Below are 17,915 nucleotides of genomic sequence, written 5' to 3'. Positions count from 1 at the left end.
GGAATGCCTCCACGGACGCTCCGCGTTCGGCTTTGGAAAGGGACGCAGAGCGTCCCCGGCGGCATTCCCACGCGGAGCGTGGGAACGATCAATCCTCGCTACACCTCGGCCGAACTGGCTGGTGCCTCGACCTGATCCAACGCCTTGTCCACCAGCAACTGGCACAGCTCCACCAACTGATGAATCCCCAACGCCACGCTCCGACGCGTGCCCTCCACTTCAAAAGCCAGGTCTTCGGCCATGGCTTTTATCGAGGCCAGGGTTTCCGAGGTGCTGGTGAGCAGCGTATCGGTGTCGGCTTTGGCGGTGACTGAAAACAGGCTATCGATGCGCTGATCGGTGCTTGGCTCTGGTTTTTTTGGATTCAGGTAATGATCGAGGGCGCGCTCGGCGGCGGCGCGGTCTTTTAGGAGGTCTTCGATGGCGTCGAAGCCGGAAAGAGGATTGGTTTTGTTGAAGGGTGGGTCGGGGACTGACTTATCCATATCTAATTCTCCTGCTTAAAATTGGAGCCATCCCTGTGTCGTTTCCACGCGACAATAAGGTGGCAGCGGTACGCGGGGTGGAAATACCGGTTAGCAGGACCCGGCCAGACCGAAGTCTGCCCACGCACAGCCGCCAAGACGCAGTTTGCAGACGAAACGAGACGTCGGCAACACGATGTTCAGCCATGCCACTGCTAAAAGGTTCAGGTTTCCACACCCGGTCGCTGATTAGGCAGCGACGTTCAAAGGTTAGAGAGCCCACGTCCGAGGGACAACCTTAAAAGCTTGTCGGATCTTTCGTTCTGAGGAGCAGATCCGTCCGACACCTCTGAATGATTTATACAGCCTTCCGACCCACCGCAAATCCCGTGGCGAGGGAGCTTGCTCCCGCTGGGCTGCGCAGCAGCCCCAACCCAAGCGCCGCGTTGTGTCAGATGAATGGAGTCGCTGCTTTTGGGGCCGCTTCGCGCCCCAGCGGGAGCAAGCTCCCTCGCCACGGGGTTAGGTGTTCGACGAGACGGAGGCGTATTGCTTCAACCAGTGAATCGGGTACACCCGAGGGAACCAGGCCGGCTGTCAGGCCGCCTTCGCGGGCAAGCCCGCTCCCACAATTGAATCGAAGTATGACTGGGAGAGCCAGGTCGGCTATCAGGCCGCCTCGCGAGCAAGCTTTGCTCCCACAGATCTGACGGGAGTACGACCGTGAGAACCAGGTCGGCTATCAGGCCGCCTCGCGGTGGACGTTGATCTCGGCGCCCCGTTAACCACGCTGGCCGAACGCAGGCATTGTGGAGTGGGCATCCCGGCATGGATGCCGGGATAGCCGCGCTGGGCCATGGATGGCCCTTCGCGGCGGGCCCACGGAGCAATGCCGGAGTGAGGGCACACCGAGCCTAGGCGAGGTGCCGAGTGGTGGGGCATGAAGCGCTTTGGTTACTTTCGCGCTTTTCGAAAGTGACCCGCCGTCAGGGCGGACCCCTAAGTGGCCGTTACCGCAGCAATGGATATGTACCCGGTCAACAACAAAATCCTGGCCGGCTGTCAGGCCGCCATCGCGAGCAAGCTCGCTCCCACAGTTTGATCGAAGTACGCCCGGGAGACAGGTCGGCTGTCAGGCCGCCTCGCGAGCAAGCTTTGCTCCCACAGACCTGACGGGTGTACGCCCGGAAGAACCAGGTCGGCTATCAGGCCGCCTCGTCGAAAAGCGCTATACCCAAACCCAACGGTCCCCCTCACTTTTCGATATTTCCAACACCCCCACCCGCAACGCTACTCTCCTGAAAACCTCACCACCCCCCAAGGGATTTCATGGACAGAACCACCCTCAAGCCTCTCCTGCTCGCCCTGGCCCTGATCAGCAGCGCCCCAATGGCCCAGGCCGCCACCACCCTGGTCTACTGCTCCGAAGCCAGCCCCGCCGGATTCGACCCCAGCCAATACACCAGCGGCACCGACTTCGATGCCTCGGCGGAAACCGTCTTCAACCGCCTCACCCAATTCAAGCGCGGCGGCACCGAGGTCGAACCCGGATTGGCCACAAGCTGGGACGTATCCCCCGACGGCCTGACCTACACCTTCCACCTGCGCGAAGGGGTGAAATTCCATACCACCGACTCCTTCACTCCCACCCGCGATTTCAACGCCGACGACGTGCTGTTCACCTTCCAGCGCCTGCTCGACCCGCAGCACCCGTTCCGCCAGGCCTACCCCACCGAGTCGCCGTACTTCACCGACATGGGCCTGAACACCACGATCAAAAGCGTCGAGAAAGTCGACGAGCACACCGTGCGCTTCAACCTGAACAACGTCGACGCCGCCTTCGTGCAAAACCTGGCGATGAGTTTCGCCTCCGTGCAGTCCGCCGAATACGCAGCGCAGTTGTTGAAGGAAGGCAAGGCCGGCGACCTCAACCAGAAACCCGTCGGCACCGGGCCGTTCGTGTTCAAGCGCTACCAGAAGGACTCGCAGATCCGCTACGCCGCCAACACGGCGTACTGGAAGCCCGAGGACGTGAAACTCGACAACCTGATTTTCTCCATCACCCCGGACGCCGCCGTGCGCCTGCAAAAGCTCAAGCGCGGTGAATGCCAGGTCAGTGGCTACCCACGCCCGGCCGACATCGAAGTGATCGAACAGGATCCGAACCTGCAGGTGCTCAAGCAGCCCGGCTTCAACCTGGGTTTCCTGGCCTACAACGTGACACACCCGCCCCTGGACCAGCTCAAGGTCCGGCAGGCGCTGGACATGGCCATCGACAAGCCGGCGATCATCAAGGCCGTGTACCAGAGCGCCGGCCAACTGGCGCAGAATGCCTTACCACCGGCCCAGTGGTCGTTCGACCCGAGCATCCAGGACGCGCCCCACGACGTGACCAAGGCCAAGGCGCTACTCAAGGAGGCCGGGGTTGCGCCGGGTACCACCGTCAATTTATGGGCGATGACGGTGCAACGCGCGTCCAACCCCAATGCACGAATGTCGGCACAGATGATCCAGCAGGATTGGGCCAAGATCGGCATCAAGGCCAACATCGTCAGTTATGAATGGGGCGAGTACATCAAGCGTGCAAAAAATGGCGAACATGATGCAATGATTTACGGCTGGACCGGCGATAACGGCGACCCCGACAACTGGCTGGGGGTGCTGTACAGCTGCGCGGCGGTCAAGGGCAGCAACTACGCCAAGTGGTGCGACCCGGCCTACGACCGCTTGATCCAGCAGGCCAAGGTGTCCACCGACCGCCAGCAACGGATCGATCTGTACCAGCAAGCGCAGAAAATCCTCAAGCAACAGGTGCCGATCACGCCCATCGCCAACTCCACGGTCTTCCAGCCAATAAACAGGAAAGTGGTGGATTTCAAACTCAGCCCATTCGGCCTCACACCCTTCTACGGCGTGGGTTTGAAGAAGTAATACCCGCCCTTTTCCGGCGCATCGAAGTGCCGCCTCGCACCGGAAAAGGGCGCGACTCGCCCCTAAAAAACGCGCGCAAACGATCAAATGCGTCGGAAGTTACACGGATGCGACATTAAGGTACGTTCGTGCCACTGTTTCGGACTTGTGACCGCTCTGGAACTTGCATTGGGTATGAGGCCTGCATAAGTATCCGCAGGACGACTCACGAGGTCGCCCTCAAATCCAAAAATGACAACAAATCATGAGGCCAACATGCTTAAACAAGCGGTCATTCCGTTTTTAGTCGGCGCAAGCTTATTAGCCAGCGCACCTTTCGCCCAAGCCGCGACTAACCTGGTGTTCTGCTCCGAAGGCAGCCCGGCCGGTTTTGACCCGGGTCAGTACACCACCGGAACCGACTTCGACGCCTCTGCAGAGACCATGTTCAACCGTCTGACCCAGTTCGAACGCGGCGGCACCGCTGTGATTCCTGGCCTGGCGACCAAGTGGGATATTTCCGACGACGGCCTGACCTATACCTTCCACCTTCGTGAAGGCGTCAAGTTCCACACTACCTCGTACTTCAAGCCGACCCGCGAATTCAACGCCGACGACGTGCTGTTCACCTTCAACCGCATGATCAACAAGGATGACCCGTTCCGTAAGGCGTACCCGACCGAATTCCCGTACTTCACCGACATGGGGATGGACACCAACATCACCAAGATCGATAAAGTCGACGACCACACGGTCAAGTTCACCCTCAAGGATGTCGACGCCGCGTTCATCCAGAACATGGCCATGAGCTTCGCTTCGATCCAGTCCGCCGAGTATGCCGCCCAGCTGCTCAAGGAAGGCAAGGCCCCGGACATCAACCAGAAGCCGGTGGGCACTGGCCCGTTCGTGTTCAAGAGCTACCAGAAAGACTCCAACATTCGCTACACCGGGAACAAGGACTACTGGAAGCCTGAAGACGTGAAGATCGACAACCTGATCTTCGCCATCACCACCGACCCGTCGGTGCGCATGCAGAAGCTGAAGAAGAACGAGTGCCAGATCACTCTCTTCCCACGCCCGGCCGACCTCAAGGCCCTGAAAGAAGACAAAACGCTGAAGATGCCTGACCAGGCTGGCTTCAACCTGGGCTACATCGCCTACAACGTCATGGACAAGATCAAGGGCAGCAACGAGCCGAACGTACTGGCCAACCTGAAGGTCCGCCAGGCGCTGGACATGGCGGTCAACAAGCCGCAGATCATCGATTCGGTCTACCAAGGCGCAGGCCAACTGGCCGTCAACGCCATGCCGCCGACCCAATGGTCCTACGACACCACCATCAAGGACGCCAAGTACGACCCTGAGAAAGCCAAGGAGCTGCTCAAGGAAGCCGGCGTCAAGGAAGGCACCAACATCACCCTGTGGGCGATGCCGGTCCAGCGTCCGTACAACCCTAACGCCAAGCTGATGGCCGAGATGCTGCAGTCCGACTGGAAGAAAATCGGCCTGAACGTCAACATCGTCAGCTACGAATGGGGCGAGTACATCAAGCGCTCCAAGGGTGGCGAGAACCAGGCGATGATCATTGGCTGGAGCGGTGACAACGGTGACCCGGACAACTGGCTCAACGTGCTGTTCGGTTGCGACTCGCTGGCCGGCAACAACTTCTCCAAATGGTGTGACAAGAAATTCGACGGTCTGGTCAAGGAAGCCAAGCGCACCACCGACCAGGCCAAGCGCACCGAACTGTACAAACAGGCACAACACGTCCTCAAGGATGCCGTGCCCATGACACCTATCGCTCACTCGACGGTGTATCAACCCATGCGCGCCAACGTGCAGGACTTCAAGATCAGCCCCTTTGGCTTGAACTCCTTCTACGGCGTCAGCGTCAGCAAATAAGGTGACCTGTGGCGAGGGAGCTTGCTCCCGCTGGGCCGGTCCGACGCTTCGGGCGTAGCGGCCCCTTTTATGAGCGCGATGGCGGTGTACCAACAACGCCATCGCGAGCAGGGCTCGCTCCCACGGCATACCGTTGCTTTACGCCAAGACCCAGGAAAACGCCTACATCCAAAAGCACTGCGTACCACAGCAGTTGGTTTGGGACGTATCGCCTTTTCCCACAAGTCTTTCAGGCATTACGCATTTACCGCCCGGCCCACGGCTCATACCGTCGGCACTTGGGCGACTTGCCAGCCCTGCGGCATCGCTACGCAATGGAATGAGCTCAGTGCCCCGGACCTGTCCCGGAAGGACGTCGGTTCACTGTTAAAACACCCCGAACGAGAGAGGGAGCGTCATGCGCCATACCTTGGTTTTATCCGCATTGCTGGGCACCGGCCTGCTGGCCGCGACATCCGCGGCCCAGGCCGCCAGCGGTAGCCTGGTGTTCTGTTCCGAAGGCAGCCCCGCCGGTTTCGACACCGCGCAATACACCACGGCCACCGACAACGATGCCGCCGAACCGCTGTACAACCGCTTGGCCGAGTTTGAAAAAGGCGCGACCAACGTCGTCCCAGGCTTGGCCACCAGTTGGGACATTTCCGAAGACGGCTTGAAGTACACCTTCCACCTGCGCGAAGGGGTGAAATTTCATACGACCGATTACTTCACGCCGACCCGGGATTTCAATGCCGACGACGTGCTGTTCACCTTCAACCGCATGCTTGATCCGCAGCATCCGTTCCGCAAGGCCTACCCCACCGAGTTCCCCTACTTCAACGGCATGAGCCTGAACAAGAACATCGCCAAGGTGGAAGCGACCGGGCCATTGACCGTGGTCATGACCCTCAACAGCGTGGACGCCGCGTTCATCCAGAACATTGCCATGAGCTTCGCCGCGATCCTGTCGGCCGAATACGCCGACCAGTTGCTCAAGAGCGGCAAGCCGAGCGACATCAACCAGAAACCGATCGGCACCGGGCCGTTCGAGTTCAAGAGCTACCAGAAAGACTCCAACATCCGCTATGTCGCCAACCAGCAGTACTGGGCGCCGGAGCGGGTAAAACTGAATAACCTGATTTTCTCCATCAACACCGACGCCTCGGTGCGGGTGCAGAAGCTCAAGGCCAACGAATGCCAGATCACCCTGCATCCGCGTCCCGCCGACGTGCCGGCCTTGAAGAACGACCCCAAGCTGCAGTTGATCGAGAAGCCCGGCTTCAACCTGGGCTACATCGCCTACAACACCCGCCACAAGCCGTTCGATCAGGTCGAAGTGCGCCGGGCGCTGGACATGGCAGTGAACAAGCAAGGCATTCTCAATGCGGTGTACCAGGGCGCGGGACAACTGGCGGTCAACGCCATGCCGCCGACCCAGTGGTCCTACGACGACACTATCAAGGACGTCGCCTACAACCCGGAAAAAGCCAAGGAGTTGCTCAAGGCCGCCGGGGTCAAGGAAGGCACCGAAATCACCCTCTGGGCCATGCCCGTGCAACGTCCGTACAACCCCAACGCCAAGCTGATGGCCGAGATGCTCCAGGCCGACTGGGCGAAGATCGGCTTGAAAGTGAAGATCGTCAGCTACGAATGGGGCGAGTACATCAAGCGCACCAAGAACGGCGAGCACGACGTCAGCCTGATCGGTTGGACCGGTGACAACGGTGACCCGGACAACTGGCTCGGCACGCTGTACAGCTGCGACGCCATTGGCGGCAACAACTACTCCATGTGGTGCGACCAGGACTACGACAAGCTGATCAAGCAGGCCAAGGTCGTCACCGACCGCGACCAGCGCACCGTGCTCTACAAACAGGCCCAGCAGTTGCTCAAGCAGCAAGTGCCAATCACCCCTGTTGCCCACTCCACGGTCAACCAGCCGCTGAGTGCCAAAGTCGAGGGGTTCAAAGTCAGCCCCTTCGGTCGCAATGTCTTTTCGGGCGTCAGCCTGAACCCATAACCGTCTAGCCACACAGCGCGGGCTTCCTTTGGAAGCCCCACGCCGACGTCTTGCCATAATTCGCCGATCAGGCACCCAGCAAACGTTTGCAAGCTGTGAAGAGTTGTAAAACCGAAAGCCGGATCACCCAAAAAGATCGGCATAAAAAAGAAAGAAAAGGAGCGTTACGGATGAAACTGAGCAGCACCGCAATACTGGCCTTGGCCATCAGCAGCATCACGGCCACGGCTTACGCTGAATCTGTCAGTCAGGAATTCGTTCCTACCGCGCTGGCCGACAGCAGCGCTCAGAGCGAAGCAAAAGGCTTCATCGACGGCCAGAGTCTGGGGGGCACGACTCGCAACTGGTACTCCAACGAGTTGAAACGTCGTGACGACCGATTCAGCTACAAGCCAAACAGCGTAAAGAATGACCCGTCCGTGCCGGCTACCCCCATTGCCCGTCGCATCAACTGGGTCCAGGGCACCATCGTCAACTACACCTCGGGCTTTACCCAAGGCACCGTCGGCGTCAGTACGGAAGTAGCCGCCTACAACGCCATCGTGTTGGATCAAGACCGCAAGCACATTGCCGGCGGTTCCAACCGCACCCTGGCCGACTCAAACGGCGATGCCGTTGACCAGTGGAGCAAACTGGGTTTGGCTAACGTCAAGTTCCGCGTATCGAACACCACGCTGACGGCGGGCCGCCAGAACTTCAGTACGCCTATCATCGATGTGATCGGCAACCGCGCACTGCCTTCGAGCTTTGAAGGTATCAGCCTGCACAGTGAAGAATTCAACAACCTCTCATTCGATCTGGCCGGCTTTGATCGCGTTTCGCCACGGACCGAGCAGAGCCTGTCGAAATTCCGCACCGAGTATTCCGCCACTGGCGTGGAAACCGACAAGGTCTATACCGCCGGCGTCAACTACCAGCCGTTCAAGAGTTTGAAAACCAGCCTGTATGGCGCCAAGGTCGAAGACTTCTGGAACCAATACTACTTCGGCGCCACCCACGAGTTGGGCGATAGCCGGGTGCTCAGCCTGACCACCGGCCTGAACTACTATAAAACCGTCGATGAAGGCAAAAAGCTGATGGGGAATATCGACAACGATACCTACTCCCTGTCGCTCGGCCTCACTCACCAAGCCCATAGCCTGACGTTCTCCTATCAGGAAGTGAACGGTGACGAGTACTTCGACTACCTGCACGAAACCAACGGCATCTACCTGGCCAACTCCTTGCTGTCTGACTTCAACAGCCCGAACGAGAAATCGTTCCAGATCGCCTACGGCCTGAACATGGCTGAATACGGCGTGCCGGGCCTGAAGTTCAACATCTATCAGGCACGTGGTTGGGGCATCGACGGCACGCATTACCGTGGCACGGCCTATACCGTTCCAGGTAACCAGCGCGGCGACCTGAGTCTGATGGACGGCGAAACTCACTACGAATACGGTGTCGGCGCCTCCTACGCCGTGCAGAGCGGCCCGCTCAAGGCCACCGCGATTCGTGCCACCTACACCACTCACCGCGCCAGCGAAAACCAGGCTGATGGCAACATCAACGAGTTCCGCCTGGTGACCACCATTCCGTTCAACATTCTCTAAACTCCACGCCGGACGGCTGCTCACGAGGCTGGCCGTCCGGTTCTACCGATCAACCGATTGCAGAGGATTGACGATGAACATGATTCCCTTACGCGCCGCCATCGCCGCCGCATTGCTGAGCGTCGCCGTTGGCGCCACGGCCAAACCCCTGGTGGTTTGCACTGAAGCCAGCCCGGAAGGCTTCGACATGGTCCAGTACACGACTGCAGTCACCGCCGACGCCGTGGCGGAAACCATTTTCAATCGCCTGGCCGATTTCAAGCCCGGCACCACCGAGGTGATTCCGGCCCTGGCCGAATCCTGGGACATCAGTGACGATGGCCTGACGTACACCTTCCACCTGCGCAAGGGCGTCAAGTTCCACACCACCGAATACTTCAAGCCGACCCGCGACATGAACGCCGACGATGTGGTCTGGAGCTTCCAGCGCCAGCTGGACCCGAACCACCCGTGGCACAAACTGTCGAGCGTGGGCTTCCCCTACTTTGAAAGCATGGGCTTCAAGGAACTGCTCAAAAGCGTCGAGAAAGTCGACGAGCACACGGTCAAGTTCAGCCTGACCCGCCGCGAAGCGCCATTTCTGGCCGACATCGCCATGGCCTTCTCCTCGATCTACCCGGCCGAATACGCCGACCAGTTGCTCAAGGCCGGCAAGGCCGGCGACCTCAACAGCAAGCCGGTCGGCACCGGGCCGTTCGTCTTCCAGCGCTACAACAAGGACGCCCAGGTTCGCTTCAAGGCCAACCCGGACTACTTCCGTGGCAAGCCACCGGCCGATGCCCTGGTACTGGCCATCGCCACCGACAACAACGTGCGCATGCAGAAGCTCAAGACCAACGAGTGCCAGATCGCGCTGTACCCCAAACCCGATGACATCCCCAGCATCAAGAAAGACCCGAACCTGAAGGTCGCTGAACTGGACGCGATGACCGTCTCCTACACCGCCCTGAACACCAGCCACAAATACATGAGCGACGTGCGGGTGCGCAAAGCCATCGACCTGGCCTTCGACAAGGAAGCCTATGTCAACGCGCTGTTCGGCAAGGGCAACGCCACCGTGGCGGTCAACCCGTACCCGCCAACCCTGCTGGGCTTCAACCACGACCTGAAGAACCCACCCCGCAACCTCGACAAGGCCCGCGAGCTGCTCAAGGAAGCCGGCGTACCGGAAGGCACCGTGTTCACCCTATTCACGCGCAACGGCGGCGGCCCGACCAACCCCAACCCGATGCTCGGCGCGCAGATGATGCAGGCGGACCTGGCGAAGGTCGGGATCAAGGTCGACATCCGCGTGATGGAATGGGGCGAAATGCTCAAGCGCGCGAAAAACGGCGAGCACGACATGGTCTCCGCCGGATGGGCGGGCGACAACGGCGACCCGGATAACTTCCTGACGCCTATGCTCAGTTGCGAAGCGGCCAAGAACGGCGAAAACTACGCGCGCTGGTGCAACGAGAAATTCCAGGCGCTGATCGACCAGGCTCGCGCCACCGTGAACCCCGAGGAGCGTATCAAGCTCTATGAGCAGGCCCAGGTGCTTTTCAACCAGGACCTGCCTTGGATCAGCATGGCCCACACCCGTATGTTCACGGCCATGCGCAACAACGTAGAGGGTTATGTGATTAGCCCGCTCACCACCAACAACTTCGCCAACACCCAGGTGAAGTAGATAAGAAAACGCCCGGCATCCTTTATCGAGGGCTGCCGGGCACGCCTAACCGGCTGATGAGGTACACCTGAAGATGTTTAGTTTTATTGCCCGCCGACTGGGATTATTGATCCCCACGTTCTTCGGCATCACCTTGCTGACCTTCGCGTTGATTCGCATGATCCCCGGCGACCCCGTGGAAGTGATGATGGGCGAACGTCGGGTCGATCCCGAAATGCATGCACAGGCAATGGAACGCCTTGGCCTCAATAAACCGCTGTATGCCCAGTACCTGGACTACATCGGCAAGCTGGCCCACGGCGATCTCGGCGAATCGCTGCGTACCCGTGAAAGCGTATGGACCGAGTTCAGCTCCCTATTTCCCGCGACCTTGGAACTGTCCATGGCCGCCCTGTTGTTCGCCGGTATCCTGGGCCTGCTGGCCGGGGTGATCGCGGCACTCAAGCGAGGATCCCTGTTCGACCATGGGGTGATGGGCATCTCCCTGGCGGGGTATTCGATGCCGATCTTCTGGTGGGGCCTGATCCTGATCATGTTCTTCTCGGTGTCCCTGGGCTGGACGCCGGTGTCGGGACGGATCGACCTGCTCTACGACATCGAGCCGAAAACCGGCTTCATGCTGATCGACACCCTGCTGGCCGACGAGCCGGGCGCGTTCCTCGATGCCCTGCACCACCTGATCCTGCCGGCCATCGTGCTGGGCACCATTCCGCTGGCGGTGATCGCCCGCATGACCCGTTCTTCGATGCTCGAAGTGCTGCGTGAAGACTACATCCGCACCGCCAAGGCCAAAGGCCTGTCGCCGTCGCGCGTGGTGTTCGTGCATGGCCTGCGCAACGCACTGATCCCGGTGCTGACCGTGGTCGGCCTGCAGGTCGGCACGCTGCTGGCCGGTGCGGTCCTGACCGAAACGATCTTCTCCTGGCCGGGCATCGGCAAGTGGCTGATCGAAGCCATCGGCGCCCGGGACTACCCCGTGGTGCAGAACGGCATCCTGTTAATCGCCTGCCTGGTGATTCTGGTCAACTTCGTCGTGGACATCCTCTACGGCTTTGCCAACCCACGCATCCGTCACCAGCGCTGAGATCAAAACCATGAGTACTCCAACTACCGCGGTAGCAGTCGATCAAAGCCTGCTGTACCCGTCCCCGTACAAAGAATTCTGGCACGCGTTTTCTCGCAACAAGGGCGCCGTGGCCGGCTTGCTGTTCATGATCCTGATCGTGTTCTGCGCGATCTTCGCCCCGTGGGTCGCGCCCCATGACCCGAGCGAGCAGTACCGCGACTTCCTGCTGACGCCGCCGGCCTGGCTTGAAGGCGGGCAGATCCAGTTCCTGCTGGGCACTGATGAGCTGGGCCGCGATTTGCTGTCGCGCCTGATCCAGGGTTCGCGCCTGTCGCTGCTGATCGGCTTGTCGTCGGTGGTGATGTCGCTGATCCCGGGCATCCTGCTGGGCCTGTTCGCCGGGTTCTTCCCGCGTATCCTCGGCCCGACCATCATGCGCCTGATGGACATCATGCTGGCCCTGCCTTCGCTGCTGCTGGCCGTGGCGATCGTCGCCATCCTCGGCCCTGGCCTGATCAACACCGTGATCGCCATCGCCATCGTCTCGCTGCCATCCTACGTGCGCCTGACCCGCGCCGCCGTGATGGGCGAGCTGAACCGTGACTACGTGACCGCCGCCCGCCTGGCCGGTGCCGGCCTGCCGCGCCTGATGTTCATCACCGTGCTGCCCAACTGCATGGCACCGCTGATCGTCCAGGCGACGCTGAGCTTTTCCTCGGCGATCCTCGACGCCGCCGCCCTGGGCTTCCTCGGCCTTGGCGTGCAACCGCCAACCCCGGAGTGGGGCACCATGCTGGCCTCGGCCCGGGACTACATCGAACGCGCCTGGTGGGTCGTGAGCCTGCCTGGCTTGACCATTTTGCTCAGCGTGCTGGCAATCAACCTGATGGGCGACGGTCTGCGCGATGCGCTGGACCCGAAACTCAAGAATGCCGCCTGAGGAGATTCCCATGTCACTGCTAGAAATCAAGAATCTCAACGTTCGCTTCGGCGATGCCACCGCCGTGCCGGTGGTCGATGGCCTGGACCTGAGCGTGGAAAAAGGCGAAGTCCTGGCGATCGTCGGCGAATCGGGCTCGGGTAAATCCGTGACCATGATGGCGCTGATGGGCCTGATCGAGCACCCCGGCATCGTCACCGCCGATGCGCTGAACTTCGACGGCAAGAACATGCTCAAGCTGAGCAACCGTCAGCGTCGGCAGATCGTCGGCAAAGACCTGGCGATGGTGTTCCAGGACCCGATGACCGCGCTCAACCCCAGCTACACCGTGGGTTTCCAGATCGAAGAAGTGTTGCGCCTGCACCTGAAGATGTCCGGCAAGGCCGCCCGCAAGCGCGCCATCGAACTGCTGGAAAAAGTCGAGATCCCGGGCGCTGCCAGCCGCATGGACGCCTACCCGCATCAGTTGTCCGGCGGCATGAGCCAGCGCGTGGCAATTGCCATGGCCATTGCCGGCGAGCCGAAACTGCTGATCGCCGACGAACCGACCACCGCCCTGGACGTGACCATCCAGGCCCAGATCATGGACCTGCTGCTGGCCCTGCAAAAAGAACAGGACATGGGCCTGGTGCTGATCACCCACGACCTGGCCGTGGTGGCTGAAACCGCCCAGCGCGTGTGCGTGATGTACGCCGGCCAGGCCGTGGAAGTGGGCCAGGTGCCCGAGCTGTTCGACATTCCGGCCCACCCGTACAGCGAAGCGCTGCTGGCGGCGATTCCGGAGCACAGCATGGGCGCCGAGCGCCTGGCCACGCTGCCGGGCATCGTGCCCGGCCGCTATGACCGTCCGCAAGGCTGCCTGCTGTCGCCGCGCTGTCCGTACGTGCAGGACAACTGCCGGCAACAACGCCCGGCCCTCGATCCGAAATCCAACAGCCTCGCCCGCTGCTTCTACCCGTTGAACCAGGAGGTGGCGTGATGGCCGTCGTACTTACCGCCCGTGACCTGACCCGTCATTACGAAGTGTCCCGTGGCATGTTCAAGGGCCATGCGACCGTGCGCGCCCTCAACGGTGTGTCGTTCGAACTGGAAGCCGGCAAGACCCTGGCCGTGGTGGGTGAATCCGGTTGCGGCAAATCCACCCTCGCCCGGGCCCTGACGCTGATCGAAGAACCGTCCTCCGGCTCCCTGAAAATCGCCGGGCAGGAAGTGACCGGCGCCAACAAGGCCGAACGCAAGCAATTGCGCAAAGACGTGCAGATGGTGTTCCAGAGCCCCTATGCGTCCCTCAACCCACGGCAGAAAATCGGTGATCAACTGGCCGAGCCGTTGTTGATCAATACCAGCCTGTCGGCCACCGAGCGGCGCGAGAAAGTCCAGGCGATGATGAAGCAGGTGGGCTTGCGTCCCGAGCATTACCAGCGCTACCCGCACATGTTCTCCGGCGGCCAGCGCCAGCGCATCGCCCTGGCCCGCGCCATGATGTTGCAACCCAAGGTGTTGGTGGCGGACGAACCGACATCGGCGCTGGACGTGTCGATCCAGGCCCAGGTGCTCAACCTGTTCATGGATTTGCAGCAGGAATTCAATACCGCCTACGTGTTCATTTCCCACAACCTGGCGGTGGTGCAACACGTGGCCGACGACGTCATGGTGATGTACCTCGGTCGCCCGGTGGAGATGGGCCCCAACGAGTCCATCTACAGCCGCCCGCTGCACCCGTACACCCAGGCGCTGCTGTCGGCCACCCCGACCATCCACCCGGACCCGAACAAGCCGAAGATCAAGATCGTCGGCGAACTGCCCAACCCGCTCAACCCACCGTCCGGCTGCGCCTTCCACAAGCGTTGTCCGTACGCCACCGAGCGTTGCAAGACCGAAGAACCGGCCTTGCGACCGCTCGATAACCGTCTGGTGGCCTGTCACTACGCCGAGCGGTTTCTCGAAGGCGCGGCGTAAGGCAAAAGGCAGGTCTTCGCCTTGGGTTATGCACCCTGCATGAAAAACCCCTCCAGCCCAGACTGAGTCTCAGTTGGGGCTGGAGGGGTTTTCCTCAGGTCAGAAATCTACGTCTGAGTATCGCCCTCTTCATCCTCATCACCGTCCGGCGGATCGGCGGGCGATCCATCATCATCCTCGCCATCGTCCGGATCACTTGCGTCCGCATCGGTCGCGGCAAGCATCATCTCGCCTTGCGCCACTTGCCCACTCGACGCGTGCTGCTCATGCTCATCGCATTCGGCCCATGCGGCGGTAGAGCCCAGGGACAGCATCACCAAAACCTTCAGCAAAAACATCATGCGTAGAAGCTTGTTCATAGCCAACTCCTTCTTTTCCGGATGAAGCCGAGGCCTGACGGCGCTCAAGAAATCGAGTTCTGAACAGGTCGGTTCACCAGATAGGACGCCGCATAACAGCCAGAAATGCCGCTGCTCGACAGATTGGTTTCGAATAAGGGTTATCTCCAATCCAACTAACGCCAAACCCCAGTGTGGGAGCGAGCTTGCTCGCAATGGGCAGCACATCCCACATCCAGGCAAGCTGACCCACCGCCATCGCGAGCAAGCTCGCTCCCACAGGGGGTCATGAGTGACCAAGAGACTGAGGATTGGCACAACACCAATGTGGGAGCGAGCTTGCTCGCGATGAGGGCCGCCCATCCAATATCCAGGCAAGCTGACCCACCGCTATCGCGAGCAAGCTCGCTCCCACAGTGGGTCACACTTGATGCTTAGTGATGCTCGCGAGTCGCGCGGAATTTCACGTCCGGCCAGCGCTCTTCCATCAGCGCCAGGTTGACCCGGGTCGGGGCCAGGTAGGTCAGGTGACCTCCGCCGTCCAACGCGAGGTTTTCCACGGCCTTGTTGGAGAATTCCTCGAGTTTCTTCTTGTCGCCGCATTCCACCCAACGGGCGGAGTACACGGTGATCGGCTCATAGGAGCATTCGACCTTGTATTCCTCTTTCAAGCGGCTGGCGACCACATCGAACTGCAGCACACCGACGGCGCCGAGGATGATGTCGTTGCTGCGCTCCGGGAAGAACACCTGGGTGGCACCCTCCTCAGCCAGCTGCTGCAGGCCCTGGCGCAACTGCTTGGACTTGAGCGGGTCCTTCAGGCGTACGCGGCGGAACAGTTCCGGGGCGAAGTGCGGGATGCCAGTGAAACCCAGGGTTTCGCCTTCGGTGAAGGTGTCGCCGATCTGGATGGTGCCGTGGTTGTGCAGACCGATGATGTCACCGGCGAAGGCTTCTTCCAGTTGCTCGCGCTCCGAGGAGAAGAAGGTCAAGGCGTCGCCGATGCGCACGTCCTTGCCGGTGCGCACGTGGCGCATCTTCATGCCCTTGTCGTATTTGCCGGAGCAGATGCGCATGAAGGCGATGCGGTCGCGGTGCTTGGGGTCCATGTTCGCCTGGATCTTGAACACGAAGCCCGAGAATTTCTCTTCCACCGGTTCCACGGTGCGCTCGTTGGCGACGCGTGGCAGCGGGCGCGGGGCCCAATCGACCACGGCGTCGAGCACATGGTCCACGCCGAAGTTGCCCAGGGCGGTACCAAAGAACACCGGGGTCAGTTGGCCGTCGAGGAATTCCTGCTGGTTGAACTCGTGGCAGGCGCCCTGCACCAGCTCCAGTTGCTCGACGAAACGATCATACTCATCGCCCAGGTGCGCGCGGGCCTCGTCGGAGTCGAGCTTCTCGATGATCTTGACATCCGTGCGCTCGTGCCCGTGCCCGGCGGTGTAGACGATGATGTAGTCGTCGGCCAGGTGGTACACGCCCTTGAAGTCGCGGTAGCAACCGATCGGCCAGGTGATCGGCGCCGCCTTGATCTTCAGGACCGCTTCGATCTCGTCGAGCAGTTCGATCGGGTCGCGGATGTCGCGGTCGAGTTTGTTGATGAAACTGACGATCGGCGTGTCCCGCAGGCGGCAGACGTCCATCAGCGCGATGGTCCGTGGTTCGACGCCTTTACCGCCGTCGAGGACCATCAAGGCCGAGTCCACTGCCGTCAGGGTGCGGTAGGTATCTTCGGAGAAGTCTTCGTGGCCCGGGGTGTCGAGCAGGTTGATCATGTGATCACGATACGGGAACTGCATGACCGACGTGGTAATGGAGATACCCCGTTGTTTTTCCATTTCCATCCAGTCGGAGGTGGCATGGCGATCGGACTTGCGAGACTTCACCGTGCCGGCGACCGCAATCGCCTTGCCCATCAGCAAGAGCTTCTCGGTGATGGTGGTCTTACCGGCATCGGGGTGGGAAATAATGGCGAAAGTGCGGCGTTTCGCGACTTCGGCGGCCTGTTTGGTCATGGGAAATCGCCTGGCAGGTGATTCAAAAAAGGGCGGCGATTATAGCTCAACTTGTGCCAGGAACCGAACCGTTGAGCACATCCAGGGTGGCCAGATCATCCCTTCCATGGGAACCTTTTGCCGCGTGGAGGCGTCCACCCCCCTGATACGAGCAACCGTCAGGGTCTGGAAAATCAGCAAGTTAGCCTGACGGGGCTGCGCTCATGGCTCACTTCGACAACCGTTTACCGGCCTCGAAAAGAGCTGCTTCTCGCGAACGTTTTTCCGGCAACCAGTAATGGTTTGCCGCCCGGGAAAGCGTGCGCCGACTGAAAGACAAAGGAGTCCGCCTGTGGCTATCCGCTATGGCAAAGGGCTTATCGGGGGTGCGGTCGTCGTCGCGCTCCTGGCCCTGTTGATCCACTGGATCGGCATCGATACGATCCAACGCTACCGCGACGATCTGCTGTTTTACCTGCAAGCGCACCTGATGCTTGTATTGGCCTCCATGCTGGCGGCCCTGGTTGTCGGCATCCCCGCCGGCATCGCCCTCAGCCGCCCCGGCCTGGTCGGGCGCGCCGAACGCTTCATGCAAGTGTTCAACATCGGCAATACCGTACCGCCCCTGGCCGTGCTGGCCATCGCCCTGGGTATCCTGGGCATCGGCAGCGGGCCTGCCATCTTCGCCCTGTTCCTCGCCTCGCTGCTGCCCATCGTGCGCAACACCTATGAAGGCCTGAAGAATGTCCAGGGCTCCCTCAAGGAAGCCGCCGTCGGCATCGGCATGACCCCACGCCAGGTGCTGTGGAAAGTCGAGTTGCCCAACGCCGTGCCGATCATCGTCGGTGGCGTGCGCGTGGCCCTGGCGATCAACGTCGGCACCGCGCCCCTGGCGTTCCTGATCGGCGCCAACAGCCTCGGCAGCCTGATCTTCCCCGGCATCGCCTTGAACAACCAGCCGCAGCTGTTGCTCGGCGCGGCCTGCACCGCCCTGCTGGCGCTGCTGCTCGACGGCCTGGTGACACTGGCCAGCCGCCTCTGGCTGGAACGCGGTCTGCGACCGTCATAAGCCGGCTGGA

Annotated in this window: 13 protein-coding genes; 10 read left to right on the top strand and 3 right to left on the bottom strand. The window is 60.8% G+C overall.

Annotated features, from left to right (window positions below):
- Positions 1–98 precede the first annotated feature (98 nt).
- On the bottom strand, positions 99–485 hold the full coding sequence (locus tag BM321_RS28595; protein WP_092446346.1) for a DUF6124 family protein: 387 nt from the start codon (positions 483–485) through the stop codon (positions 99–101).
- Positions 486–1,793: 1,308 nt separating this feature from the next.
- On the opposite strand from BM321_RS28595, the gene BM321_RS28585 reads away from it, so the two are divergent.
- From BM321_RS28585 to BM321_RS28545, 9 genes are all read left to right on the top strand, one after another.
- The gene (locus BM321_RS28585) at positions 1,794–3,395 is read left to right on the top strand and encodes an ABC transporter substrate-binding protein (protein ID WP_092446343.1); all 1,602 of its coding nucleotides are present in this window, start codon (positions 1,794–1,796) and stop codon (positions 3,393–3,395) included.
- Between the two features lie 255 nt (positions 3,396–3,650).
- The gene (locus tag BM321_RS28580) at positions 3,651–5,276 is read left to right on the top strand and encodes an ABC transporter substrate-binding protein (RefSeq protein WP_092446341.1); all 1,626 of its coding nucleotides are present in this window, start codon (positions 3,651–3,653) and stop codon (positions 5,274–5,276) included.
- Between the two features lie 397 nt (positions 5,277–5,673).
- Complete coding sequence (locus tag BM321_RS28575; protein ID WP_092446339.1) at positions 5,674–7,275, top strand: ABC transporter substrate-binding protein; 1,602 nt, start codon at positions 5,674–5,676, stop codon at positions 7,273–7,275.
- 170 nt (positions 7,276–7,445) lie between these two features.
- Positions 7,446–8,867: an OprD family porin gene (locus BM321_RS28570; protein WP_092446337.1), complete on the top strand. Its 1,422-nt coding sequence runs from the start codon at positions 7,446–7,448 to the stop codon at positions 8,865–8,867.
- 73 nt (positions 8,868–8,940) lie between these two features.
- Positions 8,941–10,536, top strand: a complete 1,596-nt coding sequence (locus tag BM321_RS28565; RefSeq protein ID WP_092446334.1) for an ABC transporter substrate-binding protein — start codon at positions 8,941–8,943, stop codon at positions 10,534–10,536.
- A 73-nt stretch (positions 10,537–10,609) separates the two neighbouring features.
- Positions 10,610–11,620: an ABC transporter permease subunit gene (locus BM321_RS28560; protein WP_030139822.1), complete on the top strand. Its 1,011-nt coding sequence runs from the start codon at positions 10,610–10,612 to the stop codon at positions 11,618–11,620.
- 10 nt (positions 11,621–11,630) lie between these two features.
- Positions 11,631–12,542 (top strand): ABC transporter permease subunit, encoded by a 912-nt coding sequence (locus tag BM321_RS28555; RefSeq protein ID WP_072411260.1) that lies wholly within the window; start codon positions 11,631–11,633, stop codon positions 12,540–12,542.
- Between the two features lie 10 nt (positions 12,543–12,552).
- Entirely contained in the window at positions 12,553–13,521 is a 969-nt protein-coding gene (locus BM321_RS28550; protein WP_053118412.1) for an ABC transporter ATP-binding protein, read from the top strand.
- Positions 13,521–14,501, top strand: a complete 981-nt coding sequence (locus tag BM321_RS28545) for a peptide ABC transporter ATP-binding protein (protein ID WP_053179966.1) — start codon at positions 13,521–13,523, stop codon at positions 14,499–14,501. The genes BM321_RS28550 and BM321_RS28545 overlap by 1 nt, the downstream gene beginning before the upstream one ends.
- A 107-nt stretch (positions 14,502–14,608) precedes the next feature.
- Here the strand turns inward: BM321_RS28545 and BM321_RS28540 are convergent, their stop codons facing one another.
- Both BM321_RS28540 and BM321_RS28535 read right to left on the bottom strand, forming a co-directional pair.
- Positions 14,609–14,860: a hypothetical protein gene (locus BM321_RS28540; RefSeq protein ID WP_092446332.1), complete on the bottom strand. Its 252-nt coding sequence runs from the start codon at positions 14,858–14,860 to the stop codon at positions 14,609–14,611.
- Positions 14,861–15,273: 413 nt separating this feature from the next.
- Positions 15,274–16,857 carry a peptide chain release factor 3 gene (locus BM321_RS28535; protein WP_092202163.1) on the bottom strand — a complete coding sequence of 528 codons (1,584 nt, stop codon included), beginning with the start codon at positions 16,855–16,857 and terminating at the stop codon, positions 15,274–15,276.
- Between the two features lie 331 nt (positions 16,858–17,188).
- Here BM321_RS28535 and BM321_RS28530 point away from each other — a divergent pair, with 331 nt between their 5' ends.
- On the top strand, positions 17,189–17,905 hold the full coding sequence (locus BM321_RS28530) for an ABC transporter permease (protein WP_092176970.1): 717 nt from the start codon (positions 17,189–17,191) through the stop codon (positions 17,903–17,905).
- Positions 17,906–17,915 lie beyond the last annotated feature (10 nt).

It is taken from the genome of Pseudomonas sp. NFIX10 (assembly GCF_900111955.1).
GTDB classification, from domain to species: domain Bacteria; phylum Pseudomonadota; class Gammaproteobacteria; order Pseudomonadales; family Pseudomonadaceae; genus Aquipseudomonas; species Aquipseudomonas fluorescens_AA.
This window is presented reverse-complemented; position numbering and strand designations above follow the sequence as displayed.